This is a genomic window from Nocardia sp. KT25-26, assembly GCF_056627695.1.
Genome location: NZ_CM152813.1, coordinates 2,026,657 through 2,051,176, shown reverse-complemented (window position 1 = coordinate 2,051,176; position 24,520 = coordinate 2,026,657). Strand labels below are relative to the sequence as shown.

Annotated in this window: 19 protein-coding genes; 5 read left to right on the top strand and 14 right to left on the bottom strand. The window is 70.2% G+C overall.

All coding sequences use genetic code 11. From position 1 onward, the window contains the following. Positions 1-18: 18 nt before the first annotated feature. Together AC1HFH_RS09305 and AC1HFH_RS09300 are read right to left on the bottom strand one after the other, a co-directional pair. Positions 19-1,764, bottom strand: coding sequence for an acyl-CoA dehydrogenase family protein (locus AC1HFH_RS09305; RefSeq protein ID WP_480247027.1), 1,746 nt, complete (start codon positions 1,762-1,764; stop codon positions 19-21). A gap of 136 nt (positions 1,765-1,900) precedes the next feature. Continuing rightward, complete coding sequence (locus tag AC1HFH_RS09300; protein ID WP_480247026.1) at positions 1,901-3,661, bottom strand: proline--tRNA ligase; 1,761 nt, start codon at positions 3,659-3,661, stop codon at positions 1,901-1,903. Positions 3,662-3,719: 58 nt separating this feature from the next. Here AC1HFH_RS09300 and yaaA point away from each other — a divergent pair, with 58 nt between their 5' ends. Beyond that, on the top strand, positions 3,720-4,463 hold the full coding sequence (gene yaaA, locus AC1HFH_RS09295) for a peroxide stress protein YaaA (RefSeq protein ID WP_480247789.1): 744 nt from the start codon (positions 3,720-3,722) through the stop codon (positions 4,461-4,463). Position 4,464: 1 nt separating this feature from the next. Here the strand turns inward: yaaA and AC1HFH_RS09290 are convergent, their stop codons facing one another. Both AC1HFH_RS09290 and cobA read right to left on the bottom strand, forming a co-directional pair. Further along, positions 4,465-5,949: an MFS transporter gene (locus AC1HFH_RS09290; protein ID WP_480247025.1), complete on the bottom strand. Its 1,485-nt coding sequence runs from the start codon at positions 5,947-5,949 to the stop codon at positions 4,465-4,467. Between the two features lie 48 nt (positions 5,950-5,997). Continuing rightward, positions 5,998-7,263, bottom strand: coding sequence for a uroporphyrinogen-III C-methyltransferase (gene cobA, locus AC1HFH_RS09285; protein ID WP_480247024.1), 1,266 nt, complete (start codon positions 7,261-7,263; stop codon positions 5,998-6,000). Positions 7,264-7,564: 301 nt separating this feature from the next. On the opposite strand from cobA, the gene AC1HFH_RS09280 reads away from it, so the two are divergent. Then, positions 7,565-7,993: a VOC family protein gene (locus AC1HFH_RS09280; protein ID WP_480247023.1), complete on the top strand. Its 429-nt coding sequence runs from the start codon at positions 7,565-7,567 to the stop codon at positions 7,991-7,993. 7 nt (positions 7,994-8,000) lie between these two features. On the opposite strand, the gene AC1HFH_RS09275 is transcribed toward AC1HFH_RS09280, so the two are convergent. Continuing rightward, the gene (locus AC1HFH_RS09275; protein WP_480247022.1) at positions 8,001-9,404 is read right to left on the bottom strand and encodes a DoxX family protein; all 1,404 of its coding nucleotides are present in this window, start codon (positions 9,402-9,404) and stop codon (positions 8,001-8,003) included. 330 nt (positions 9,405-9,734) lie between these two features. Here AC1HFH_RS09275 and AC1HFH_RS09270 point away from each other — a divergent pair, with 330 nt between their 5' ends. Together AC1HFH_RS09270 and AC1HFH_RS09265 are read left to right on the top strand one after the other, a co-directional pair. Beyond that, positions 9,735-10,868 (top strand): phosphotransferase family protein, encoded by a 1,134-nt coding sequence (locus AC1HFH_RS09270; RefSeq protein WP_480247021.1) that lies wholly within the window; start codon positions 9,735-9,737, stop codon positions 10,866-10,868. 1 nt (position 10,869) lies between these two features. Beyond that, the gene (locus AC1HFH_RS09265) at positions 10,870-11,982 is read left to right on the top strand and encodes an Rv3169 family protein (protein ID WP_480247020.1); all 1,113 of its coding nucleotides are present in this window, start codon (positions 10,870-10,872) and stop codon (positions 11,980-11,982) included. Between the two features lie 31 nt (positions 11,983-12,013). On the opposite strand, the gene AC1HFH_RS09260 is transcribed toward AC1HFH_RS09265, so the two are convergent. From AC1HFH_RS09260 to mqo, 7 genes are all read right to left on the bottom strand, one after another. Then, positions 12,014-14,113: an acyltransferase family protein gene (locus tag AC1HFH_RS09260; protein WP_480247019.1), complete on the bottom strand. Its 2,100-nt coding sequence runs from the start codon at positions 14,111-14,113 to the stop codon at positions 12,014-12,016. Positions 14,114-14,252: 139 nt separating this feature from the next. After that, the gene (locus AC1HFH_RS09255) at positions 14,253-14,621 is read right to left on the bottom strand and encodes a cobalamin biosynthesis protein (protein WP_480247018.1); all 369 of its coding nucleotides are present in this window, start codon (positions 14,619-14,621) and stop codon (positions 14,253-14,255) included. Then, positions 14,618-16,060 (bottom strand): cobyrinic acid a,c-diamide synthase CobB, encoded by a 1,443-nt coding sequence (locus AC1HFH_RS09250; protein WP_480247017.1) that lies wholly within the window; start codon positions 16,058-16,060, stop codon positions 14,618-14,620. The genes AC1HFH_RS09255 and AC1HFH_RS09250 overlap by 4 nt, the downstream gene beginning before the upstream one ends. Beyond that, positions 16,057-16,671 (bottom strand): cob(I)yrinic acid a,c-diamide adenosyltransferase, encoded by a 615-nt coding sequence (cobO, locus tag AC1HFH_RS09245; RefSeq protein ID WP_480247016.1) that lies wholly within the window; start codon positions 16,669-16,671, stop codon positions 16,057-16,059. Before cobO ends, AC1HFH_RS09250 begins: the two co-directional genes overlap by 4 nt. A 71-nt stretch (positions 16,672-16,742) precedes the next feature. Beyond that, a complete protein-coding gene (locus tag AC1HFH_RS09240) occupies positions 16,743-18,698 on the bottom strand; it encodes a VWA domain-containing protein (RefSeq protein ID WP_480247788.1) in 1,956 nt (651 codons plus the stop codon). A 156-nt stretch (positions 18,699-18,854) separates the two neighbouring features. Beyond that, the gene (locus tag AC1HFH_RS09235) at positions 18,855-19,304 is read right to left on the bottom strand and encodes a GNAT family N-acetyltransferase (protein WP_480247015.1); all 450 of its coding nucleotides are present in this window, start codon (positions 19,302-19,304) and stop codon (positions 18,855-18,857) included. 12 nt (positions 19,305-19,316) lie between these two features. Next, on the bottom strand, positions 19,317-20,792 hold the full coding sequence (gene mqo / locus AC1HFH_RS09230) for a malate dehydrogenase (quinone) (protein WP_480247014.1): 1,476 nt from the start codon (positions 20,790-20,792) through the stop codon (positions 19,317-19,319). Between the two features lie 336 nt (positions 20,793-21,128). Between mqo and AC1HFH_RS09225 the strand changes: the two genes are divergently transcribed. Continuing rightward, entirely contained in the window at positions 21,129-22,133 is a 1,005-nt protein-coding gene (locus tag AC1HFH_RS09225) for an alpha/beta hydrolase (RefSeq protein WP_480247013.1), read from the top strand. On the opposite strand, the gene AC1HFH_RS09220 is transcribed toward AC1HFH_RS09225, so the two are convergent. Both AC1HFH_RS09220 and AC1HFH_RS09215 read right to left on the bottom strand, forming a co-directional pair. After that, complete coding sequence (locus AC1HFH_RS09220) at positions 22,113-22,676, bottom strand: alpha/beta hydrolase (RefSeq protein WP_480247012.1); 564 nt, start codon at positions 22,674-22,676, stop codon at positions 22,113-22,115. The genes AC1HFH_RS09225 and AC1HFH_RS09220 overlap by 21 nt on opposite strands. Positions 22,677-22,797: 121 nt before the next feature. Continuing rightward, positions 22,798-24,516 carry a cobyric acid synthase gene (locus tag AC1HFH_RS09215; protein ID WP_480247787.1) on the bottom strand — a complete coding sequence of 573 codons (1,719 nt, stop codon included), beginning with the start codon at positions 24,514-24,516 and terminating at the stop codon, positions 22,798-22,800. Positions 24,517-24,520: the final 4 nt, after the last annotated feature.

The following is a 24,520-nucleotide window of genomic DNA, read 5'->3' as shown; positions in this document are numbered from 1 at the left end:
CGGGCGCGCCGAGGTCGGTCAGGGCCGCATTTCGTAGGCGCCGTCGTAGGCCTCGACCTGGGACCAGACCCGATCGAAGCGGTCGGAATCGGCGGCCGGGGTGCGCAGGGCCGCGACAGCCCAGTCCCGCTGGGCCTCGGTGACCGACGGCTTGCCCAGCAGGTCGGTGGCGTGCGAGTTGAAGTCGCGGATCTGGAAGTCGAAGATCGAGTCCAGCAGATCCCGGTCCAGGCCGGTGAGTTCGGCCTGCTCGAGGATCAGCTGGCCGTACACGACCAGTGAGAACAGGTGGCCGACGGTGAGCATGAAGTCGAGATCGCGCTGCTGATCGGCATCGGGCGCCGCGGTGAGCAGCAGTGTCCGCAGTGCCTGGGCCTGTTCGTAGAAGCGAGCGACGTTCGGCAGCTCGGTGAGCTGCTCGTAGGGCCGGGTCCAGTCGGCGAACTGCACCTTGCTCGCGCCGCGAGCGGGACCCTGACGCCAGAAGAACTCCTCGTCGCCGGCTTCCAGGCGAGTACCGATCTCCGGGTACTCCGCCGGGTTCAGCAGGTAGTTCGGCATGAACTTCAGGATCTGGCCGACATTCACATGCACGGTGCCTTCGAGCCGGGGCAGGTGGTTGATCAGCCTGGACGCCTCGGTGAAGTAGGTGTTCTTCTCGAAGCCCTTCGCGGCCACCACATCGAGCAGCAGGGTCATCACGACCTCACCCTCGGAGGTGACCTTCGATTTGGTCATCGGGTTGAACAGCAGATAGCGGCGGTCCTCGAGCGAGGCACTGCGGAAGTAGTCGGTGGCGCGGTCGCTGAACAGCTTCATCGCGACCAGGCGGCTGTAGGCGTCGACGAAATTGCGGCGGACATGCCCGAAGTCGGTGACCGGGTTGCCGTACAGGATTCGATTGTTCGCGTGTGTGATCGCCTCGTAGAAGGAGTGCTCGCACATGCCGATGCTGCCGTGGCAGAGATTGAACTTGCCGACGTTGACCGTGTTCAGCGCGACGGAGAAGCCCTCCGGGCCCTCGTGCAGCAGGTCCTCGGCGCGCACCGGGTAGTCGTCGAGGCGGAAGTGGCTGACGAACATCTGCCCGTGCAGCACGTTGCCGATCAGCCGGTAGTTCTCGTGCCGGCTGTCGGCGGCGAACCAGACGTAACCGTCGGCCCCGGCCACATCGTCGCGGCGGCCGAACACCGATACCATCGACGCGACATTGCCGTTGCCGATGTAGTACTTCTCCCCGCTCGCCCGGAACAGAATTCCCGCCTCGGCGTCGGCGCTACCCGGCTCGCTCGGTGTGAGGACCAGGTCGGTGCTGTAGATATCCGCGCCGTGGGTGCGCTCGGACAGGGCGAAGGCCATCACCTGGCCGGCATCCAGATCGGCGGCGGCGCGCCGCTTGGCCGCCTCGTTGTCGCTCTGCCAGATGGGGCCCAGGCCGAGGATCGTCACCTGCTCCGCGTACCAGTACGCGAGACCGTAGAAGCCCAGGATCTCCGACAGCACGACATTGCGGGCGGCGTCCCAGCGCTTGTTCTCGTCACCGTCGGCATACGCGGCCGGGGTGAGGAAGGTCGCGAACAGCTTCTCCTTCGCGGCGAAGTCGAGGAAATCCGCGGTCCACACCGCCTGCTGGTCGTCGTCGAGCAGGCGCTGCTTACCCCGCGTTTCGAACCACTCGATGGTGGCCTTCAGCAGCCGGCGCGTCTCTGCGTCGAAATGCTGCGGATCGTAGGTGGCGGGGTTGAACAGCAGACCATTCGTCATACCCCCGAACCTAGCAGTGCCCGGGCCGGTATCAACGCGCGAATCCCCCTTCTACCTGCAGCTTTCCGCTACGTAACCGTAGGTTGCCAGGCGGCGGTGGGTGCGCGCGGCCGCGCCGGCGCACACCCACCCGGGCTCAGGCGCCGCGTACCCGCGCCACCACGGCGTCGACGGCATCCGCCGCCGGGAGTTCCTCGGCCGTGCCGGTGATCCGGTTGCGCAGCTCCACCTTGCCCTCGGCCCAGCCGCGGCCGATCACCAGGATCCAGGGCATCCCGAGCAGCTCGGCATCCTTGAACTTGACGCCCGGCGAGGCGGTGCGGTCGTCGAAGAGCACCTCCAGACCGTGGGCGTCGAGGCCGGCGACGACCTCCTCCGCGCCGGACCGGGCCGCCGCGTCCTTGTTCGCGATGACGACGTGCACATCGAACGGCGCAGCGGTGGCAGACCAGCGCAGCCCCTTCTCGTCGTGGCTCTGTTCGGCCAGCACGGCGACCAGCCGGGACACGCCGATGCCGTAGGAGCCCATGGTCAGGCGGACCGGTTTGCCGTTCTCACCGAGCACGTCCACATCGAATGCATCGGTGTACTTGCGGCCCAGCTGGAAGATGTGGCCGATCTCGATCCCGCGGGCGGACACCAGTGCGCCGGCGCCGTCCGGGGAGGGGTCGCCGTCACGGACCTCGGCGGCCTCGACGGTGCCGTCCGGGGTGAAGTCCCGGCCGGCCACCAGGCCCACGACGTGCCGACCGGGTTCGTCCGCACCGGTGATCCAGGTCGTGCCGGTGACCACCCGGGGATCGACCAGGTACCGGATCCCGTTCGCCTGCAGCGCCTTCGGTCCGATGTACCCCTTGACCAGGAACGGGTTCGCGGCGAAATCGGCGTCCGTGAGCAACTCCACCTCGGCCGGTTCCATCGCGGCGCCGAGGCGCTTGTCGTCGACCTCCCGGTCACCGGGGATGCCGATGCCGACGATCTCGGACTTGCCGTCCGGGTGGTGCAGCTTCACCAGCACGTTCTTGAGTGTGTCGGCCGCCGTCACCGGCCGCCCGTACTGTTCGGCGATACCGGCGCCGTTGGCCCAGTCGACCAGCGTCGCGATCGTCGGCGTGTCCGGTGTGTCGTGCACGACGGCCTCGCGGCGGCCCTCGATCGGCAGTTCCGCCGGTGCCGGGGTGACCACGGCCTCGACATTGGCGGCATAGCCGGATTCGGCGCAGCGCACGTAGGTGTCCTCACCCACCTCGCTTTCGGCGAGGAACTCCTCGGAGGCACTGCCGCCCATCGCCCCGGAGGTGGCGGCGACGATCACGTAGCGCACCCCGAGCCGATCGAAGATGCGCTGATAGGCCTGCCGGTGTGCGTCGTAGCTGGCCTTCAGGCCGTCGTCGTCGAGGTCGAACGAGTAGGAGTCCTTCATCACGAACTCGCGGCCACGCAGGATGCCGGCACGCGGACGTTCCTCATCGCGGTACTTGTTCTGGATCTGGTACAGGGTGACCGGCAGATCCTTGTACGAGTTGTATTCGCCCTTGACGGTCAGCGCGAACAGCTCTTCGTGGGTGGGGCCGAGCAGATAGTCGGCGCCCTTGCGGTCCTGCAGCCGGAACAGCGCATCGCCGTACTCGGTCCACCGGTTGGTCGCCTCGTACGGCTCCCGGGGCAGCAGCACCGGCAGCGAGATCTCCTGGGCTCCGATGCCGTCCATCTCCTGCCGCACCACCTCCTCGACCCGGCGCAGCGTCCGCAGGCCCAGCGGCAGCCAGGAGTAGACGCCCGGGGCGACCCGGCGGATGTAGCCGGCGCGGACCAGCAACTTGTGGCTGGGCACCTCGGCGTCGGCGGGATCGTCGCGCAGTGTGCGCAGGAACAGTCGGGAGAGGCGGGTGATCACGGATGCACAGGGTAGTCGCTGGTCCGGCGGCGGTCGCAACGGATTACCGTTGACGCTCGTGCTGGTGCTGTTGCCTCCCTCCGAAACCAAGTCCGACGGCGGATCGGGCGCTCCGCTCGAACTCGCCGATCTGGCGATGCCGCAGCTCACGCCGGTGCGCGACAAGTTGATCAGCGAACTGATCACCCTCGCCGGTGATTCGGGAGCCAGCCGGGCCGCGCTCGGGCTGGGCAAGAGTGCGGATGCCGAGATCGCCCGCAATGCCGCACTGCGCACCGCACCTACCCGGCCGGCGTTGGAGCGCTACACCGGCGTGCTGTACGACGCCTTGGACGCGAAGTCGTTCACCCGGGCCCAGCGGGCCAAGGCGCATGCCCGGATCGGCATCGGCTCGGCACTGTTCGGGGCGGTCCGGGCCGGTGACGCCATCCCCGCCTACCGGCTCTCGGGCGGTTCGAAACTGCCGGGACTGCCCACCCTGTCGGCCCTGTGGCGCGAGGTACTGCCCGATGCGCTGGTCGCGGAGGCGGGCGGCGATCTCGTCGTCGACCTCCGTTCCGGCGTATACCAGCAACTGGGCCGAGTGCCGGGCGCGATCACCGCCAACGTCCTCACCGAGCACCCCGACGGTTCCCGCACCGTGGTGAGTCATTTCAACAAACACCACAAGGGCCTGCTGGCCCGGGCCCTGGTGCTCACCCGGGCCGACCCCTCGGATATCCGCGGCGTCGCCCGCGTGGCCTCCAAGGCCGGTCTGCGCACCGAGATCGCCTCCCCTGCCGAACTGCTGATCCTCACCTGATTCAGCCCTGCTGGGCCGCCTTCTCGGCGTCCTGTGCCTCGGCGAGCTGCGCCGGGGTGAATCGCAGGGTCAGGGCGACCAGGCAGGCCAGCACGGCGAGCAGGGCACAGACGAACAGCACCAGGGTGTACCCGCTGTTGAGGGCATCGATCTGCGGCGTCGTCAGGTCGTCGGTGACCTGATCGGTGCCGCCCAGCGACAGGGTGCGCGACGCCGCGATCGGGGCGAGCAGGCCGATGGCCATCGGCGTGGCCAGGTTCATGAACATCTGCCCGACCGCGGCCAACGGGCCGATATCGGCGGGCGGAACCCCGACCAGCACGCACAGCGGAGCCAGCACCATGGCCACACCGACGCCGAAGCCGATCACCAGCAGCAGCGGCAGCAGGGTGGACAGGTAGGTGACGTGCCGATCCAGCGTGGAACCGAACAACAGCCCGGCGGCGAGCACCACCGCGGCACCGGAGAGCAACCAGCGCGGTGCGACCACCAGCGCCGCCTTGGAGGCCGCAGCACCGCCGACGCCGATACCGATGGTGAACGGAATGGAGGCGATACCGGCCTGCAGCGGTGAGTAGCCGAGCACGTTCTGCAGCAGCTGGGCGACGAAGAAGGTCATCGCGCCCAGGACGCCGCCGGCCAGGAAGATCAGGGCGAAGGTGGCCACCCGGTCCCGGCTGTCGAACAGCGACCACGGCAGCAGCGGGTCGCGGGCGTTGCGTTCGGCGAGGACGAACACCACCAGCAGCACGACACCGGCGGCCAGCGCCCCGATGATGACCGGGCTGGTCCAGCCGAACGCCGGGCCCTCGGTGGCACCGAACACGATGGTGGCACAGGCCAGCGTGCCGAGCACCGCGCCGCGCACGTCCAGGGGTACCCGCTGCGGAGTGGTGTCGACGAGCTTGTACACCGCGCCCAGCACGATCAGCGTACCGATCGGGACATTGATCAGGAAGATCCACCGCCAGGACAGTTCGGTCAGCGCGCCACCGATCACCAGACCGCCCACGGAGCCGAAGCCGACCATCGATCCGACGATGGCAACAGCCTGATTGCGCGCGGGGCCGGGCGCAAAGGTCGTCGCCACCAGCGCGAAGGCGGTCGGCGCCGCGATCGCCGCACCGGCGCCCTGGAAGGCCCGGGCCACCAGCAGCATCCCCGCGCCGGTGGCCAGCCCGCAGGCCAGGGAGGCGGCCGTGAACAGCGAGACACCGGCGATCAGCATCCGTTTGCGGCCGAAGACGTCACCGAGTCGGCCGCCGAGCAGCATCAGCCCGGCGAAGGTCAGTCCGTACGCGGTGACGGTCCACGCCCCGCCGGCACTGGACAGGCCCAGGTCGTCGCGCAGCCGGGGCAGTGCGAAGATCACCACCGTGCCGTCCAGGACCACCATGAACTGGAGGCCGCTCAGGACCAGGATCGCGAGCCCGAAGGCCCGCTGCTTCACCGGATACTGCATCGTCGCAGCGGGATTATCGAGCACCCGGTCACTGTAGCGGGGCCACCGGGCGCGGTCGCCCTGCGCGGTGGCTCAGCCGGCGGTACCGGGTTCCGGAGTCTCCGCGGAGAAGCCCGCGGTGGGGCCGATGACGATGATCGCCGGTGGCCGGATCCCCTCGCTGCGGACCCGTTCGGCGACGGTGCCCAGGTCCGCGCGCAACACCCGCTGGCCGCGCAGGGTGCCCTCCTGGACGACGGTGGCCGGGGTGTCGGCCGGGCGGCCGCCGGCCAGCAGCGCCTCGGCGAACCGGTCGATGCGTTCCACCGCCATCATCAGCACCAGGGTGCCGCGCAGCCGGGCCAGCGCGGGCCAATCGACCAGCGAATCCGGATGGTCGGGGGCGACGTGCCCGCTGACCACGACGAATTCATGGGTGACCCCGCGGTGGGTCACCGGGATCCCGGCGGCGCCGGGCACCGAGATCGGGCTGGTGACACCCGGCACCACGGTCACCGGCACCCCCGCAGCGGCGCAGGCCTCCACTTCCTCGAATCCGCGACCGAACACGTAGGGGTCGCCGCCCTTGAGCCGCACGACGAACTTGCCGGCCTTCGCGTTGTCGATCAGGGCCGTGTTGATCGCCTCCTGGGCCATGGCGCGGCCGTACGGAATCTTGGCCGCATCGATGACCTCGACGTGCGGACCGAGCTCCGCGAGCAGTTCCGGCGGTGCGAGCCGGTCGGCGACGACGACGTCGGCGCGGGCGAGCAGCCGCCGGCCGCGCACGGTGATCAGATCGGGATCGCCCGGACCGCCGCCGACGAGCGCGACCCCGGGCGCCGGTGGCGCCGTATCGTCGGTCACCGTCCCCGATTGCAGGGCTTCCAGCAGCGCGTTGCGCACCGCAGCCGAGCGCTTGTGCCGGCCACCCGCCAGGACACCGACCGTCAGCCCGTCGTAGCGGGCGGTCGCCGGCGTCACCGCCGACCCGAGCCGGGCGGTGTCGGCGCGCACGCAGAAGATACGGCGCCGGTCCGCCTCCGCGACCACCGCGGCGTTCGTCTCCGGTTCGTCCGTGCAGGCCATGGCGTACCAGGCGCCGTCCAGATCGCCGTCCGCATAGGCGCGCAGGGTCACGCTCAGCTGTCCGGCCGTGGCCATCCCCTCGACGGCCGGCGTCACCGTCCGGCTGATCACGTGCACATCCGCCCCGGAAGCGACGAGCAGACCCAGCCGGCGCTGCGCGACGGTGCCGCCCCCGATCACGACCACACGGCGGCCGTGCAGATCGAGCCCGACCAGGTAGTTCGGGTCACCGGTGGATGCGGCGGCGGAGATGTCAGACGTGTTCGGCACGGTATGCGAGCCTACGACCTCGGATCCGGGACAGCACATCCGGTTCGCCACCGGTGCGACGACCCGCATGCCCGGTGGGTGTGGCATGTCCGGATCGGTGTTCCGCGCGCCTGCGCCGGGAGCGGGCAGATCCCCGGCATCCTGGTGGCTGTTCGACCGCCGATGAATCGGCGGAGCGAGTGCCGTCTGTACCGATGGGGCCGGGGCGGGCGTGCACTGCCGATCCGGATCCCACCACCAGTTCGACCGGCGGACCGCCCCTCAGGTCCGCCGGATCCCAATTTTTCGAGGAGGAGCGCTCGTGCAATCCGTCAATCCGTACCTGATGTTCAACGGCAACGCCGAGGAGGCGTTCACCTTCTATCAGTCCGTGTTCGGCACCCGGATGGAGCTGATCCGGTTCGCCGATATGGGCGATACCGGCGGTCTGCCGGCCGAGGCAGCGAACCTGGTCGCCCACGTCGCCCTGCCGCTGCCGAGCAGCGAACAGCTGCTGATGGGCTCGGACTGCCCGCCCGGAAACACCGTGGAGGTGACCGACCGGCCGAACTTCAATGTCTGCCTGGAGACGAGCGACACCGCGGAGGCCGAGCGGGTCTTCACCGCGCTGGCCGACGGCGGCCAGGTGACCATGCCGCTCGGCAAAACCGAATGGGCTGAAGTGTTCGGCATGGCCACCGACAAGTTCGGCATCTCGTGGATGGTCAACCACAGCGCGACCGAGAGCTGACCGGCGGTCAGGGCAGCGCCGGAGCCTGCTGCACCCAGTGGAACCGATCGCCCCGCAGTGGGAAGGCACTCAGGTCCTGCTGCCTCAGGGTGATCCGGACCGGGGCGCCGCGCCAGGTTCCGGCCAGTTCCAAGCGATCCGGCGCCGGGAGCCGATAGTCGAATTCGGCTATCGGCGCCGGGATGAGCGGCCCGGTCAGCACGAGGCGCGCTGCGGCGGTGTCCACTTCGGCTGCGGCATGTTGGAAACCGCCATCCATCCCCTGCACCGAGGTGATTCGCTTGTCGACGACCAGGCGTTGCCAGCGCTCGTCGTCGGTGGTCAGCGGAGGCAGGGGACGGCCGTCGAGTTCGAAGTGTTCGACATGCCAGATTCCGTACAGCGCAGGCTGCGGGGATCGGGCTGCGGAGTTCTGCCACGTGATCCAGGAATCCACGGCATAGCCGGTTGCCAACCAGAGCCCCAGGACGAGCTGGATCAGTACTGCGGTCCGGTTCGACCTGGGCGAGTCGAACAGCGGCATCGGCTCGTGCGCGGCGACGGGCCGGTCGAGCACCAGCAGGTCGATCAACCGGCGCGCATGTGGGGACAGCACGACCAGTGACAACATCAACAGATGGAACGAGCCGATCTTCACCGGTACGTCGTAGGTCATATTCAGCACGAAGACCTGCGCCATGCTGATCAGGCTCAACATCCCGCCGAGGAGCGCAGTCCGGGGCGCGAACAACAGCAAGCCCGCGAGTACCTCTGCTGCACCGAGCAGCATCTCGTATGTCGGCGACGCACCTACCTGGTTCCACAGCAGGCTCATCGGGCTGCGCTCGCCGAGAGGCTGCAGCAGCGTGACCAATGCCGGTTCGCCCATCTGGTTCGGGATGAGCTTCACCCATCCGTAGAGCAACATCTGTCCGCCCAGCACGATCCGGGTGCCGGTGATCAGCCATGCGGCTGCCCGAGGGTAGGCCCGCCGTCGGGCACACAGCGTCCAGATCGCCGCCGACACCGCCGCAGCCACCAGCAGGCAGAACAGGAGCACCCAGTGCACTGCCTGGTCCCCACTGGCGGTCTGTTGATAGCCGGTGTCGATGCCGAAGACATGCTCACCGACCCAGCCCGTTACCGGAGCCACCGCATCCAGCTGCCATGTGTTCACCGACGACGGCAGCAACTGCTTCAACGGACCGGCGACCGAGAACAGGACCTGTGCGGTGGTGAGGCAGTACAGCACCAGATAGATGGTCAGGAAACGAAACCCGTACAGCGTCGGCGGGGACCAGTTGGGCCGCGGCTCTTCCTCGACCGCCGCCGACTCGGCTGCGTAGCTCTCCAACGAAATAGACACGACCGCCCCACTAGTCCACCGAACAGATTCGTTCGTGAACCTAGCCGACAGAACGCCGGTCCGCATGCCGGAATCAGCCCCCAATACCTTGGGCAGGCTATCACCTATTCTGCTGCCCAACAGGGCATTTATCGAATCTCCCCCCGGTGCGCGTGTCCGATGTCACGACACGAGCCCATCGGCGTGATCAGTGACCCGCCGCACCCGTTCCCGCACCGAATCCCGTGCCCGCGAAGCTAATCGGATGATCCGATGCCCCGCATCGGACAAGCCCCGATAACGGCCGGTGTCAACCCTGAATCCCGATGAGCGAGGGTTGTTCACCGGGCAGCCGACGGGTCCGGTACCTGGTGGACGAAACAGCAATTGCGTTTCCCACAGCCGAAGGACCACCAGATGACCGACGCCGACCCCGATCCGACCGAGCAGCAGTCGCTGACCGTCAGCGAACGCGATCACGATGCGCTCGCCCGGCAGCTCGCGACCTGGTTGCGGGACCGGCTGGAGGCCGACTCGGAGCCGCGGATCTCGAACCTGAGCACACCCGCGTCCGGCGGCATGTCGAGCACCACCGTCCTGTTCGAGGCCGAATGGACCGCCGGCGGTATGGCGCAGCGCAACGAGTTCGTGATGCGGATGGCCCCCGAGGACGCCTCGTTCCCGGTCTTCCGGGACTACGACCTGCCCCTGCAGTACGCGGTGATGGCGGGGGTTGCCGAAGCAACCGACGTGGCGGTCCCCCGGCTGCGCTGGCTGGAGGCCGATCCCGCGGCGCTGGGCGCCCCGTTCTTCGTGATGGACCGGGTGGACGGCCGGGTACCGGCCGACAATCCGCCGTACGTGTTCTTCGGCTGGTTGTTCGACGCCACCGTGGCCGAACGCGCCCGGGTCGCCGACGCGACGGTCGACGTGATCGCCCGGGTCCATGCCATCGACACCCCGGCGGCCCGTTTTCCGCAGCTCGACGGCGCCGGCAGCGCGCTGCGCCGGCATTTCGAGGCGCAGCGGTCCTGGTACCGCTGGGCTCTGGCCGACGACGGCCTCGACATCCCGTTGATCGAGCGCAGTTTCGACTGGCTCGAACAGCACTGGCCGGCCGATCCGCGGCCGGAGGTGCTCAACTGGGGTGACGCCCGCCCGGGCAACATCATCTTCGACGAGTTCACCCCGGCGGCCGTACTGGACTGGGAGATGGCCACGCTCGGCCCCCGAGAGCTGGATCTGGGCTGGCTGATCTTCATCCACCGCTTCTTCCAGGATCTGGCCACCCGGTTCGACCAGCCCGGGCTGCCGGACTTCCTGCGCCGGGATGCGGTGATCGCGAAGTACCGGGAGCTGACCGGGCACGAACCGCGCGACCTGGATTTCTACATCGTCTACGCGGCCCTGCGGCATGCCATCGTGATGGCCCGGATCAAGCGCCGGATGATCCACTTCGGCGAGGACACCGAGCCCGCGGAACGGGACGACTACGTGATGCACCGGACGAGCCTGGAGAAGCTGCTCGACGGAACCTACCGATGGGACTGAGATGAACAGCACGATGCCCGTACCGCTGGACGAGTACCCGATCCACCAGACCCCGCTGTCGATGGCCCGGGTGGTCACCAGCGACCGCAACTTCTACGACCGCTACTACTTCAACGGTTTCGATCGCACCGGGGACACGATGCTGATCTCCGGGTTCGGTGTCTACCCGAACCTCGGGGTGATCGACGGATTCGCAGCCGTCCGTACCGGCGACACCCTCCGTTCGGTGCGGTTCTCCGATGCGCTCGGCGACCGCGGCCTGGACCGGCAGCAGGTCGGCGGCTACCGGCTCGAAGTACTCGAGCCGTTGCAGCAGCTGCGGGTGGTGATCGAGCACGACGACCTGTCGGCCGATCTCACCTGGACCGGCGCACACCCGGCGGTGCAGGAACAGCCGCACCTGATCCTGACCGGCGGCCGGCCGATCATCGAGGCCTCCCGGTTCGCCCAGGTCGGTTCCTGGGCGGGCACCCTGCAGGTCGACGGCCGCGATATCCCGGTCGACCCGGAACACTGGGCCGGGACCCGGGACCGGTCCTGGGGAATCCGCCCGGTCGGCGAGGCCGAACCGGCCGGGCGCGCGGCGAGCGAACCGTCCGGTGGATTCTGGTGGCTGTACGTACCGCTGCGGTTCGACGACTACGCGATCGTGCTGATCGTGCAGGAGGAGCCCGACGGCACCCGGACACTGAACAACGCGGTCCGCATCTGGCACGACGGCCGCAAGGAACAGCTCGGCTGGCCCCGGATCGAGTTCAGCTATCGCAGCGGCACCCGGCATCCACTGGGCGCCCGGATCGCATGCACCACACCGGACGGCAAGCCGCTGGAGATCACCGTGCAGACGCGGACCGGGATCCCGCTGCACGTCGGCTGCGGGTACAGCCCGGACCCGGATTGGTCGCACGGCCGCTGGATGGGCCCGGCATGGTCGTTGTCGAGCAGCTACGACCTCACCGACCCCGCGGTGGCGGGCCGGGCGCCCTACGGGGTCACCGATCACGTGGCGTCCGCACGCTGTGGCGACGACGAGGGCTGGGGCCTGTTCGAACACGCCTCGCTGGGCCGGCACGACCCGACCGGATTCGCCGACTGGAGCTCGGTGGCTCCCTGAGCCGGGACCGGCCGGGTCTCGGCCCGGCCGGTCACCACCAGCCGGTGAGCGGCCCCAGCTCGCCACCCAGCGCACCGGCCAGGGTGCGCGAATAGCTGCGGCTCAGATGGTGCGCATCGTGGTAGACGAGCACATTGCCCTCCACCACCGCGCACACCCGGGGCCGGCACAGGGCATCGGACAGCTCGATCGGATGCACGTTCGGGTACCCGGCGGCCGGTTCCAATGCCGGGTTGACCGGGCTGAATGCGTGACTACGCGGGATACCGCAACTGACCGGTCCGCCCCCCGCCGCCAGGCAGTCGACACCCTCGTACCATTCGCCTTCCTCGTCGCGCAGCCACGGCGTGTCCCGCAGCAGTGCCACGTTCAAGCCGTAATCGGACAGCGCCGCCCAGACATTGACGAAATCCTGCGGGGTGTAGTCGCCGCCGGTGGGGGTCGGACGGGTGCCGATGGTGAACACCCAGTCCGGCTGCTCCTGCCCGATGTATTCGATGGCGTCGCGAGCCCAGCCCTGGCAGTCGGTTTCGGTGGCGGGGTCCCGCGGCTCGCTGGGCAAGGTGAGCGGGCAGCCCATCTTCAGCACCACCAGGATCCGGAACGGATACTCTTCGGCCAGTACCTGCAGCGCGGGCACCCAGTGCTCGGCGTGTGAACTTCCCACCACCGCGAGCGTGCGTTCGGCATCGGGATCACCGTAGACGCAGGTGACTACCTCCCGGGTGTTCCAGTCCGCGATACACCCGTCGACAGTCGGCGGTGGCAGTTCCTTCGCGGCCTCCAGCAGGGACGGCCGCATCGGGGCCGCCGGCACGGGCGCGCCGGAGACCAGCGCCTCGGCACCGGGATACCGATCGACCTCGAGTGGCTGCACCGGCCCCTGCCGGGCCTGCGCGGTACCCAGCTGCCAGGACGTCGCGGTCCCGGCGACGGCGACGGTCACCACCGCGACCAGCACGCCCGCCGTGCGCCGGTAGGCCCGTGTCCCGGTGAAGCGGCCTCGCCCGGAGGCGGGCCGGGCCGCCGACCGCAGCCGCAGCGGCTCCTCCACCAGCCGATGCGTCAGATAGGCCAGAACCAGCGAGGCGGCGATGACCGCGGCGCCGTCGAGTAGCCCGGCCGTATCGATGCCACGCTCGCCCAGATAGAAGATCAGCAGCGGCCAATGCCACAGGTACAGCGCATAACCGAGGTCGCCGAGCCGTACCAGCGGCGGTGACGCCAGCCAGCGGTTGACGGCCGGGCGGGCGGCACCGGGCAACCCCTGCCCGGCCAGGATGATCGCGGCGGCCGCACCCACCGGCAGCAGGGCGACCGGCCCGGGGAACTGCGCGGCGCCGTCGACCAGCCATCCGCCGGCCACCACCACCGCCAGTCCGAAGATCGCCAGGCCGGCCCGCACCAGGCGGGGCAGCGCCCCCCAGGTGACCATGCCGAGCAGGGCACCCGCCAGCAGCTCCCAGGCCCGCGCGAAGCTGTCGTAGTAGTTCCAGCTCTGCTGGGTGCCCACGCCGTGCGCGGCGTAGGCGAACGACGCCGCGGCCAACGCGGTGAACACGACCGCGAGCACCGGACGCAGGGCCCCCGAACGGCGGAACCCGCGGCACAGCCAGGCAATGCTGCCGACGAGCAGGACCGCGACGACGTAGTACTGCCCCTGCACCGACATCGACCACAGATGCTGCAACGGGCTCACCGACGGGTCGGCGGCCAAGTAGTCGGCGGCCGAGGTGGCCAGCTGCCAGTTCTGGTAGTAGAACAGCGATGCCAGGGTCTGGGCGAACAGATCCGACCACTGGGTGAACGGCCGGGTGAGCACGGTCGCGACGACCACGGCACCGAGCACGACCACCAGCGCGGGCAGCAGCCGGCGGGCGGTGCGCCGGAAGGTGTAGCCCGGCCGCACCGCGCCGGTCGCCTCCGCCCGCCGCAGCAGTGAGCCGGTGAAGAAGAACCCGGAGAGCACCAGGAAGATGTCGACGCCACCGGATACCCGGCCCCACCAGATGTGGAAGACCACGACGAGGGCGATCGCGATGCCGCGCAGCCCGTCCAGATCTCGGCGGTAGGAGTTCGTTCCGTTCGGCGCGGCCGGGGCGTTCGGCACGGGCGCCACCGGCGCGTCCATTCGGTTCACCACCGGACGGCCCCGTGGCGATGCTTATACAGGAACCGACCCGATGACGACCACAACAACACGGCATTTTTCTACCACACGGGCCCCGAAATGCTCGCTGCGATGCAGTGAAACCGGGCGCCGCGGACCGTCATTCGGCCGGGCAGCAGCGCGCCACGGCCACGACCACCCCGCCGATGACGCACTTGTCCCTGGTCAGCGGGCCGCCGGCGGCCCGCCGCGCCGCGGCCTCGGCCACGCTGGGCGTACCGACGGCGGCCGCCACCCGGCGGCTCGGGTACGCGGTGGGCACCTCGGCGAGCTCGGTGGCCGAGAAGCCGAGCAACGGCACCGCGAGCGTGGCCGCCGCCGACCGCAGTCCCGGATCGATGGCCCGGCGGTCCAACGTGGCCAGACCGGCGATCGGGTCGTCACCGGCCACGGCCCGGACTGCGGCCACGATCCGGTCCGCCGGGGTGCCGGGCCGGGTTCCGACTCCGACGATCACTCGGTCGCTCATACCCCCGCCGGATCGCCCGCGGCGCCCCGGGACCGTCCGGCTGCGGCGAATTCCGCGGCCGCCCGCACGAATCGCGCCACGGCCGCCGGATTCCCGGCGGGGTGGGTGTGCAGGTAGGAGGCGTGTACCCGGTGCACGAGTGCGCCCTCCCGGGCCGGTTCCGCAGACCGGCGGCCCCAGGCCGGGACTAGTCCGTCGGCCCGGACCAGCCGGGTGCGGTGGAACTCGTGGCCGCGGACCCGCTCCCCGGCCCGCCACAGCGCCGAATCCGCGAGCGCCACCGCATCGCGATAGCCGAGGGTCAGGCGTGGGCCGAATTCGGCGTCGGCGGGCAGCACACCGGCCATCGGATGCCCGTCCAGGCGCCGGGTCAGATACAGCAGCCCGGCGCATTCGGCATGCACGGGCAGACCACCTGCGGCGGCCGCCGCCACCGCGGTGCGCAGGGCCGTGTTCTCCGACAGCTCACCGGCATGTTCTTCCGGAAAACCACCGGGCAGCACCAGGCCCGCGGTGTCCTGGGGCAGCGGATCGTGCAGCGGATCGAAAACCGCCACCCGTGCCCCGGCGGCCTGCAACAGCTCCCGATGCTCGGTGTAGCCGAAGGTGAAGGCCGGACCACCGGCCATCGCCACGACCGGGCCGGGCCCGGCCGGGACGCCCGGTTCGGCGGTTGCGGCGATCTCCGCGGCGGGATCCCAGCTCGGCGTTCCCGGCGGGGCCGCCGGCCGGTGGAACTGCTCGGCGAGGGCGACGAACGCCCGCAGATCCACATGGGCGGCCACCAATTCGGTCATCGCATCGACGGCGGCGGTCGCGGCCGAGCCGTGCTCCGCCGCCGGGATCAGCCCGAGGTGGCGGGAGGGCACCGCGGAATCCGCCATCCGGGGCAGCGCTCCCAGTACCGGCAGGCCGACCCGGTCGCAGGCCGCGCGCAGCACCTGCTCGTGCCGGGGACTGCCCACCCGGTTCAGGATCACCCCGCCCAGCCGGACACCGGCGTCGAATGTCGCGAAGCCGTGTAGCACCGCCGCCAGGCTCTGGCTGTGTCCACGGGCATCGACCACCAGGACGACGGGCGCGCCGAGCAGAGTCGCGATCTGCGCGGTGGACCCCTCGGCGACCGGGTCGGTGCGCTGCTCGTCGATGCGCCCGTCGAACAGGCCCATCACCCCCTCGACGACCGCGATATCGCAGCCCCGGGCGCCGTGCCCGAACAGCGGCCGCACCCGGTCCGCGCCGACGAGTACGGAATCGAGATTGCGGCCCGGCCGGCCGGCGGCCAGGCCGTGATAGCCGGGGTCGATGTAGTCCGGGCCGACCTTGTACGGCGCGACCCGGTGCCCGGCCCGGCGCAGCGCCCCGATCAAGCCGGTCGCCAGGGTCGTCTTACCGCTGCCGGAAGCCGGAGCGGCGATCACCACCGCCGGAATACTCACCACTCGATACCGCGCTGGCCCTTGCGCCCGGCATCCATCGGATGTTTCACCTTGGTCATCTCGGTGACCAGGTCGGCTGCTTCGATCAGGGCGGCCGGGGCGTCCCGGCCGGTGATCACCACATGCTGGTTCCCGGGGCGGGCGGTGAGGGTGGCGACCACCTCGTCGACATCCACCCAGCCCCATTTGAGCGGGTAGGTGAACTCGTCGAGGACGTAGAACCGGTGGGTCTCGGCGGCGAGCCGGCGGGCGATCTCCTGCCAACCGGCCAGCGCCGCCGCGGCATGGTCCTCTTCGGTGCCCTGTTTCCGGGCCCAGGACCAGCCCTCCCCCATCTTGTGCCATTCGACCGCGCCACCGGTGCCGTCCTGTTCGTGCCGGGCCCCGAGTGCGCGGAAGGCCGCCTCCTCACCCACCTTCCACTTGGCGCTCTTCACGAACTGGAACACGGCGACATCGAAGCCCTGGTTCCAGGCACGCAGCGCCATCCCGAAAGCCGCCGTGGACTTGCCCTTTCCGGGGCCGGTGTGCACGGCCAGCACCGGCTGGTTGCGGCGCTGCCGGGTGGTGAGGCCGTCGTCGGGCACGGTGACAGGGACACCCTTGGGCATCGGAATTCCTTTCGGGCGGGGCCGCTCCGGTAGATCCGGCGGGCACGGGTTTGCAGATGGTGGGCGACGGGTCAGGCGGCTCGGGGTGCCGGGCGGGTACCGGTGTTGCCGAGGACCGCATCGGCAACCGCCTCACCGGTGAGTTCGGCCAGCCGCAGGCATCCGGCCCGCAGCTCCCGGGCCAGCTCGGCGGCCAACCCCAGCCGGACCATGCCGCGTTCGCAGTCGATCACCATGGCGGTGTGTCCCTCCGCGGCGAACCGGCGGGCGGCGGTGCGGGCCCGCGGCAGCGGATCGGTTCCGCCGGTGGCGCGACCGTCGGTGAGCAGCACCAGCATCGGGCGGCGCCGCGGATCCCGGACGCGCTCCCGATGTACCACCTCCCGGGCTTTCACCAGGCCGGCGGCCAGCGGCGTCTTGCCGCCGGTACGCAGGTCGGCCAGCCGACGCACCGCGATGTCGACCGAGGACGTCGGTGGCAGCACCAGTTCGGCGTCCCGGCCGCGGACGCTGATCACCGCGACCTTGTCCCGGCGCTGATAGGCATCGCGCAGCAGCGCCACCACCGCACCGGTCACCGCGGTGAGCCGGTCCCGGGCGGCCATCGAACCGGAGGCATCGACCACGAACACGATCAGGTTGCCCTCCCGGCCCTCCCGGTACGCGCCGCGCAGATCGCCGGGCAACAGGGCGAGCGGACCGCTGCGCCGGCCGCGGGCGTGCTGCTGCGGCGCCGCGGCGAAGACGGTTCCGAGCAGATGCAGCCCGGCGGCCGGGTCACCGTCGGGACGCACCACCCGCCCGGTCCGGGTGCGGGCCCGGGAGCGGCGCCCCGGCGCACCCTCGCCGACGCCGGGCACCTCCCAGCGCGGCGCCCGAGCCGTCGACGCCTGAACCGGCGGCACTCGGCCGGGGCCGGGCGGCGCACCACCCGGTCCGCCGGAACCACCGCCGTCGGGACCGTCCGGACCACCGTCGTCCGGGCCTTCGGGGCCACCGGGATCGGGGGCGGCAGCAGAGCCGTCGTCGGGTCCGGCAGCAGGCGCCTCGGCGGCGGAATCGGTTTCGGCATCCGAATCGGCAGGTGGCGGGTCCGCCGGCGCCGGATCATCGGGCTCGATGTCCCGGTCGGCCTCCGCGGCGGCGGACTCCATGGCCTCGTCGAGTTGCTCTTCGCTGATGCCCGGCTCGTCGAACGGATCGCGGCGGCGCCGGTGCGGCAGGGCGAGTTCGGCCGCCACCCGGACATCGGCCGCGGTGACGGCCGGGGCGCCGCGCCAGGCGGCGTGGGCCGCGGCGGTGCGGGCCACCACCAGGTCCGCACGCATGCCGTCGACATCGAATGCTGCGCACAGGGCGGCGATCCGGCGCAGCTCGACGTCGTCGAGGGCAATCTCGCCGAGGCGATCCCGGGCCGCGCGGATCCGCTGCGCCACCTCCTGGTCGGCCTCGTGGTACGCGGCCGCGAACCCCGCGGGGTCGGCTTCGTAGTCCAGCCGGCGCCGCACCACCGCCATCCGCACATCCACCTCCCGGGAGGCGGCCACATCGACGGTCAGGCCGAACCGGTCCAGCAGCTGCGGACGCAGCTCGCCCTCTTCCGGGTTCATGGTGCCGACCAGCACGAAGCGCGCCGGGTAGGCGTGCGACACCCCGTCGCGTTCCACGTGCACCCGGCCCATGGCGGCCGCGTCCAGCAGCACGTCGACGAGGTGGTCGTGCAACAGGTTGACCTCGTCGACGTAGAGCACGCCGTGGTGCGCCGCGGCGAGCAGCCCGGGCCGGAAGGCCTGCTGCCCGTCCTGGAGCACCCGCTCCAGATCCAGTGAACCGACGACCCGGTCCTCGGTGGCACCGACCGGCAACTCCACCAGCCGGGCCGGCCGCGAGCCGGATTCGTCGATGATCGGCGGCAGCAGCTGAGCCAGGGCCCGCACCACGGTCGACTTCGCGGTGCCCTTCTCGCCGCGCACCAGCACCCCGCCGATACCCGGATGCACCGCGGACAGGATCAGCGCCAGCTGCAGCTGTTCCTGTCCGACAACGGCCGAGAACGGGAAACCGGCCTCGAGTGGTGCCCGGACGCTCGACTCGGACGATGCGGTGGATTCGTGGACGGTTCGGACATCAGGCACGACCCCAACTCTAGAGTCGCCCGGACCGGCTGCCGCACGCGGCCCGGATCACCCTCGCTTCATCGGGATGTGCGGGATTCCGTCCTCGACGAACTCCGCACCGTCCGGCTCGAAGCCGTGTTTCGCGTACAGGTCGACCAGATAGGTCTGGGCAGCGAGCCGCACCGTCGCCGGGCCGGTCTCGGCGAGCGCCGCCTGCAGCAGCCGGGTGGTGTAGCCGTGACCGCGGGCCGGTTTCGCGGTACACAACCGGCCCAGCCGGAAGCTCTTCACACCGTCGTGATGCTCTTCGAGCAGCCGCAGCGTGGCGATGACCTCACCCTCGTCGTCGAGCCAGATGTGCCGGGTCTCCGGCAGCAGGTCCAGTCCGTCCAACTCCGGGTAGGCACATCCCTGCTCGACCACGAATACTTCGACGCGAAGCTGCAACAGCTGGTAGAGGGTGGCGGTGTCGAGATCCGCCGCCCACGACCGTTTGAGTGCGACCGTTGACATCATCGCGTCTTGCTATCACACCTCGGCGAGACTCGCGACCCCGACACGTTCCGCAGTGCCGCCACCGGTGGTGAGGTTCAGCGACTTGTTCGTCCAGTCCCACACCTCCTGGAACAGCCCCTGGTCCTCGGACAGCTTCACCCCGAGCGACGGGATCATCTCGCGCAGTTTCGGCGTCCAGTCCTGGTACTCGCGCGGGAAGCAACGCTGCAGCACATCCAGCATCGCGGTGACACAGGTGGAGGCACCCGGGGAGGCCCCGAGCAGGCCGGCGATGCTGCCGTCACCGGCGGAGATCACCGCGGTGCCGAACTCGAGCACCCCGCCGACGCCCTTCTTCCGGATCACCTGCACGCGCTGACCGGCCGTGATGAGCTCCCAGTCGCGTCCCTCGGCGCGCGGCATGAACTCCTCGAGCGTCTGCACCTTGCCGGTCTGCGACTTCAGCAGTTCGGAGACCAGGTACTTGGTCAGCCCCATCTCGGTCAGGCCGACCCCGACCAGCGAGCCGATGTTGTTCGGCTTGATCGACTTGAACAGGTCGGCATTCGAGCCGTCCTTGAGGAACTTGGGGGTCCAGCCCGCATAGGGGCCGAACAGCAGGCCCGCCTCACCGCCGATGACCCGGGTGTCCAGATGCGGTACCGACATCGGCGGGGCACCGACGGCGGCCTTGCCGTAGACCTTGGCCTCGTGCTGTGCGATCAGTTCCGGGTTGGTGCAGCGCAGGAACTGGCCACTGACCGGGAACCCGCCGAAACCCTTGGCCTCGGAGATGCCGGACTTCTGCAGCAGCGGCAGCGCGCCACCACCGGCGCCGACGAAGACGAACTTCGCGACGATGGTGCGGTCCCGGCGGGTGCGCAGGTTGCGGACGGTCACCTTCCAGCTGCCGTCGGACTGCTTGTCCAGGTCCCGCACCTCGTGCCCGAAGGCGATCTCACCACCGGTCGCGCCGATATGCGCCAGCAGCTGCCGGGTGAGCGCACCGAAATCGATATCGGTGCCGCCGTCGGTCCAGTTCAGCGCGATCGGGTCGGCGAAGTCCCGACCCTTGGCCATCAGCGGCAGCCGCTCGGCGAACACCGCGGGATCGTCGATGTACTCCATCCCGCGGAACAGCGGATGCGGTGCCAGGGCCTCGTACCGCTTGCGCAGGTACTCGGCATTGTCGGCCCCGTGCACGAAGCTGACATGCGGGATCGGGTTGATGAAGCGCGACGGATCGCCGAGCACGCCGGTGTCCACCGCGTGGGCCCAGAACTGCCGGGACACCTGAAACCGCTCGTTGATGTCGATCGCCTTGGTGACGTCGACGGAACCGTCGGCGTTCTGCGGGCTGTAGTTCAGCTCGCACAGCGCCGAATGGCCGGTGCCGGCGTTGTTCCACGGATCGCTGCTCTCCGCGGCGGCGGCATCGAGACGTTCGAACATCGCGATCGACCACTCCGGCTGCAGCTGCCGCAGCAGCGCGCCGAGGGTTGCGCTCATGATGCCTGCACCGATGAGTACTACATCGGTCTTTTCGGTCTGGGCAGCGTTCGACACGGGTTGATCGACTTCCTTGTCCTTCTGCGCGGTCCACCATCCGGTGCACCGCCTGGGCGCGGGCGCTTGTCGGTTGTGTGACGACGCCTGGCGCGGCGCCGTCGTGACACGGCGGATGTAGGTTACCCGTCGTTCACCTAACGCCAATTGTGCACCTCGGGTAGCACCGGGGCGGCAACCAACCTGCCGAATGTGACAAAAAACCATCGGCCGAGTTCGGCGGCGGAGACGAACCCGCACTCCTGCGGGACCGCCCACCAGCAGGATAGATTGACCACCGTGACCGAAGACACCACCACGACCGCCGGCACCGACACCGAATGGCGGCCCGACGTCCTGGGCGCCGGATACGAACAGCGCACCCTGCCTCTGGGGCCCGATCCGGACGGTGAGGGCGAGGTCGTCGCCACGCTGGTCCGCTACACCCCGCCCGACGGCCCACCGGCCACCGGCCGTCCGGTGATCTGGGTACACGGCTTCACCGACTACTTCTTCCAGCGCCACGTCGCCGAGCACTTCGCGGCGCGGGGGCAGGCGTTCTACGCGCTCGATCTGCGCAAATGCGGCCGCTCCCGGCGGCCCGGGCAGAGTGCCCACTTCGTCACCGATCTGGCGCTCTACGATGCCGACCTGGACGAGGCACTGCGCATCGTGCGTGCCGAAACCGGCCGCGATGTGCTGTTCCTCGCCCATTCCACCGGCGGGCTGGTCGTTTCGCTGTGGCTGGATCGCCGCGGCAGCGACGGTGTGGCCGGGGTGATCCTCAACGGGCCGTGGCTGGACCTGCAGGGCCCCGCCTACTACCGCTCGGTGCTCACCCCGATCCTGGACGTGGTCGGCCGGTTCCGCCGTTTCACGGCGCTGCCCGGCAACGAACTCACCTCCTACGGCGACAGCATCCACATCAGCCGGTCCGGCGAATGGGAGTACGACCTGGAGTGGAAGCCGCTGGGCGGGTTCCCGCTGCGGCTGGGCTGGCTCCGGGCGATCCGACGCGGACAGGCCCAGCTGCACCGGGGTCTGTCGATCGGGGTGCCGGCGCTGGTGTTGCGTTCGGCGCGGAGCCGTTTCGCGCGGGAGTACAGCCCGGCCGTGGACAGCGCCGACGCGGTGGTCGATGTGCGGCACATCCAGCGCTGGGGCGGCTGCCTGGGCGAGCGCACCGAGATCGTGCCGATCGAGGGCGCGCGCCACGACCTGTTCCTGTCCACCGCACCGGTCCGCGCGCAGGTGTTCGCCGAGACCGATGCGTGGCTGGACCGGCTACCAGAGGCTGGTGCGTAGCACGATCTCCGAAGCCATCTCCGGCGCCGCCTCGGCGGCGATATCGGCCACCTCCAGGCCGACCACCCGGAATTCGCCGTAGACCAGTGGCCGGCTGCCGTCGGCCACCTCGGGCGGTACGGATTTCCCGGTCAGCAGGGTCACCGGCAACTGCATGGCCGGGCAGTCCGGATCGAGCACCGTGCCCTCGGCATCCGGTGCCGCCGGATGGCCACGATCGGCGACGACCAGGCTGGTGTAGCGGCCGAACGGACCGGCGCAGGCCTGCCACGCCAGGGTCGCCCCGGCGCCGCGACCGGCGACGTTGGCATAGGGCACCCCGACCCGGTCGAGCAGTTCACCGACACCGGCCGGGGTCAGGCCGTCGATGGTCTCCGGTACCACGGTCCGCAGGTCGGAGGTGTGCAGCCGGGCACATACGGCGTCGAACACGTCGGCCGGGTCGCCGAGGTCCGGCAGCAGCAGCACGGTGTGCCGCGAGTCCGGGCCGTCGACCCGTACGGTCCGGGTCCGATCCCCCACAGTGATCTGCCGAGCTTCCATGGCGCCCCACGGTACCGGGTCGGTTCGCCGCGGGTGCGCCGTGTGGGACACCCCACCCGGCGGTGCGGGTGAGGTCGCCCGACCCTGGACGGTGAGGCCGCTCACGCCGTGGGCCGAGGGGTCAGAGTGCCGGTCCCTTCCACGTCGACAGGACCGGCAGGTCGACCGGCGCCCCCCAGGCGATCAGCTTCTCCACCATCGCGATATCGAGGTGGCGTTCGACGAGATCGGCCAGTAGATCCAGCTGGGCCTCCCGGACGTCGGCGACCGAGGTATCCGGGGCGACGGTGAAACCGGTGCGCCCGGCCCGGTCGGCGACCTCGGTGAGCCAGGCCCGGCGGAAATCGTCCGACTCCAGCAACCCGTGTACGTGGGTTCCCCAGATCCCTTCGCGGACACTACCTTCCGGAACACCTTCGATGTCGAGCCAGGCGGGATCACCGCTGCGCCGGACCCGGCCGTGGTGGATCTCGTACCCGGACAGGCGATATCCGCCGTGCCCGCCGGTCACCCGCCGGGCGATCTTGGCGTCGGCGAATTCGACGTCCAGATCCAGCAATCCGAGCCCCGGAAGCCTGCCGGTGCCGGATTCGACGGTGTCGGTGATCTTTTCACCGAGCATCTGATAGCCACCGCAGACGGCCAGGATCGGCCGGCCGGCCGCGGCCCGGGCCTGCACTGCGGCAGCCAGTCCGGTCTCGTGCAACCACAACAGGTCGGCGACGGTGGCCTTGCTGCCGGGCAGCACCACCAGATCGGCATCCTCGATCCCGGCCGGATCGGCGGCCCAGCGCACCGCCACCCCGGGTTCACAGGCCAGCGCTTCGACATCGGTCGAGTTGGAGATGCGCGGCAGCCGGATCGCGGCGACCCGCAGTCGCTCCCGCCCGTACGGTGCGGTCGGACGACCCACCGGGGTGTCCGCGACCGTGCCCAGGGAATCCTCCGCGTCCAGCCACAGCTCCTCGGTGAACGGCACGACACCGAGGGTGGGCCGCCCGGTCGACTCGGCGAGCCGGACCAGGCCGGGTTGCAGCAGCCCGGGGTCGCCGCGGAATTTGTTCACCACGAATCCGGCGATCAGCCGCTGGTCCTCGGGTTCCAGGACGGCCAGGGTGCCGAACAGATGGGCCAGCACCCCGCCCCGGTCGATATCCCCGACGACCAGAACCGGCAGGTTCGCGGCCCGGGCCAGGCCCATGTTCGCGAGATCGGTGGACCGTAGGTTGATCTCCGCGGGCGAGCCGGCGCCCTCGCAGATCACCACATCGAATTCGGCGCGCAGCGCGGCCAGTTCGGCCGCCACCAGCTGCCGCAGCCGATCCCGGTGCGTGACATAGTCGCCCGCGCCGACCTCGCCGCGGACCTGCCCGCGCACCACCAGCTGGGAACGGCGATCGCTGCCGGGTTTGAGCAGCACCGGGTTGAACCGCACGCTGGGTTCGAGCCCGCAGGCGCGCGCCTGCAGCGCCTGGGCCCGCCCGATCTCGCCGCCGTCCAGGGTGACCACGGAATTGTTCGACATGTTCTGCGCCTTGAACGGCGCCACCCGGACACCCCGGCGGGCCAGCATCCGGCAGATTCCGGCGACCAGGACGCTCTTGCCCGCATCCGAGGTCGTCCCGGCCACCAGCAGCGCTCCCCCGGCGCCACCGCCCCGCGGCCGGTCGCGTGCGGGGGCGGGGTCCGGGACCCCGCCCAGGGGGCCGAGCGGCGGCAACCCTCGTTGCTCCCGCTGCCACTCGACGATCAGCCGCCGGTCGGCGGCGGACAGGTCGGAAAGGTCGCGCGTGCCTCGGTGCGGCCGGTGCGGGGGCTCGGATCCCGCTCCCGGAGACATCTCA

What these genes read in the sequence shown, in the direction of transcription:
- AC1HFH_RS09305 (WP_480247027.1), bottom strand. Translation starts at nt 1,764, where the DNA reads ATGACGAATGGTCTGCTGTTCAACCCCGCCACCTACGATCCGCAGCAT.
- AC1HFH_RS09275 (WP_480247022.1), bottom strand. Translation starts at nt 9,404, where the DNA reads ATGCGGACCGGCGTTCTGTCGGCTAGGTTCACGAACGAATCTGTTCGG.
- AC1HFH_RS09270 (WP_480247021.1), top strand. Translation starts at nt 9,735, where the DNA reads ATGACCGACGCCGACCCCGATCCGACCGAGCAGCAGTCGCTGACCGTC.
- AC1HFH_RS09265 (WP_480247020.1), top strand. Translation starts at nt 10,870, where the DNA reads ATGAACAGCACGATGCCCGTACCGCTGGACGAGTACCCGATCCACCAG.
- AC1HFH_RS09260 (WP_480247019.1), bottom strand. Translation starts at nt 14,113, where the DNA reads ATGGACGCGCCGGTGGCGCCCGTGCCGAACGCCCCGGCCGCGCCGAAC.
- AC1HFH_RS09255 (WP_480247018.1), bottom strand. Translation starts at nt 14,621, where the DNA reads ATGAGCGACCGAGTGATCGTCGGAGTCGGAACCCGGCCCGGCACCCCG.
- cobO (WP_480247016.1), bottom strand. Translation starts at nt 16,671, where the DNA reads ATGCCCAAGGGTGTCCCTGTCACCGTGCCCGACGACGGCCTCACCACC.
- AC1HFH_RS09235 (WP_480247015.1), bottom strand. Translation starts at nt 19,304, where the DNA reads ATGATGTCAACGGTCGCACTCAAACGGTCGTGGGCGGCGGATCTCGAC.
- mqo (WP_480247014.1), bottom strand. Translation starts at nt 20,792, where the DNA reads ATGAGCGCAACCCTCGGCGCGCTGCTGCGGCAGCTGCAGCCGGAGTGG.
- AC1HFH_RS09220 (WP_480247012.1), bottom strand. Translation starts at nt 22,676, where the DNA reads ATGGAAGCTCGGCAGATCACTGTGGGGGATCGGACCCGGACCGTACGG.
- AC1HFH_RS09215 (WP_480247787.1), bottom strand. Translation starts at nt 24,516, where the DNA reads ATGTCTCCGGGAGCGGGATCCGAGCCCCCGCACCGGCCGCACCGAGGC.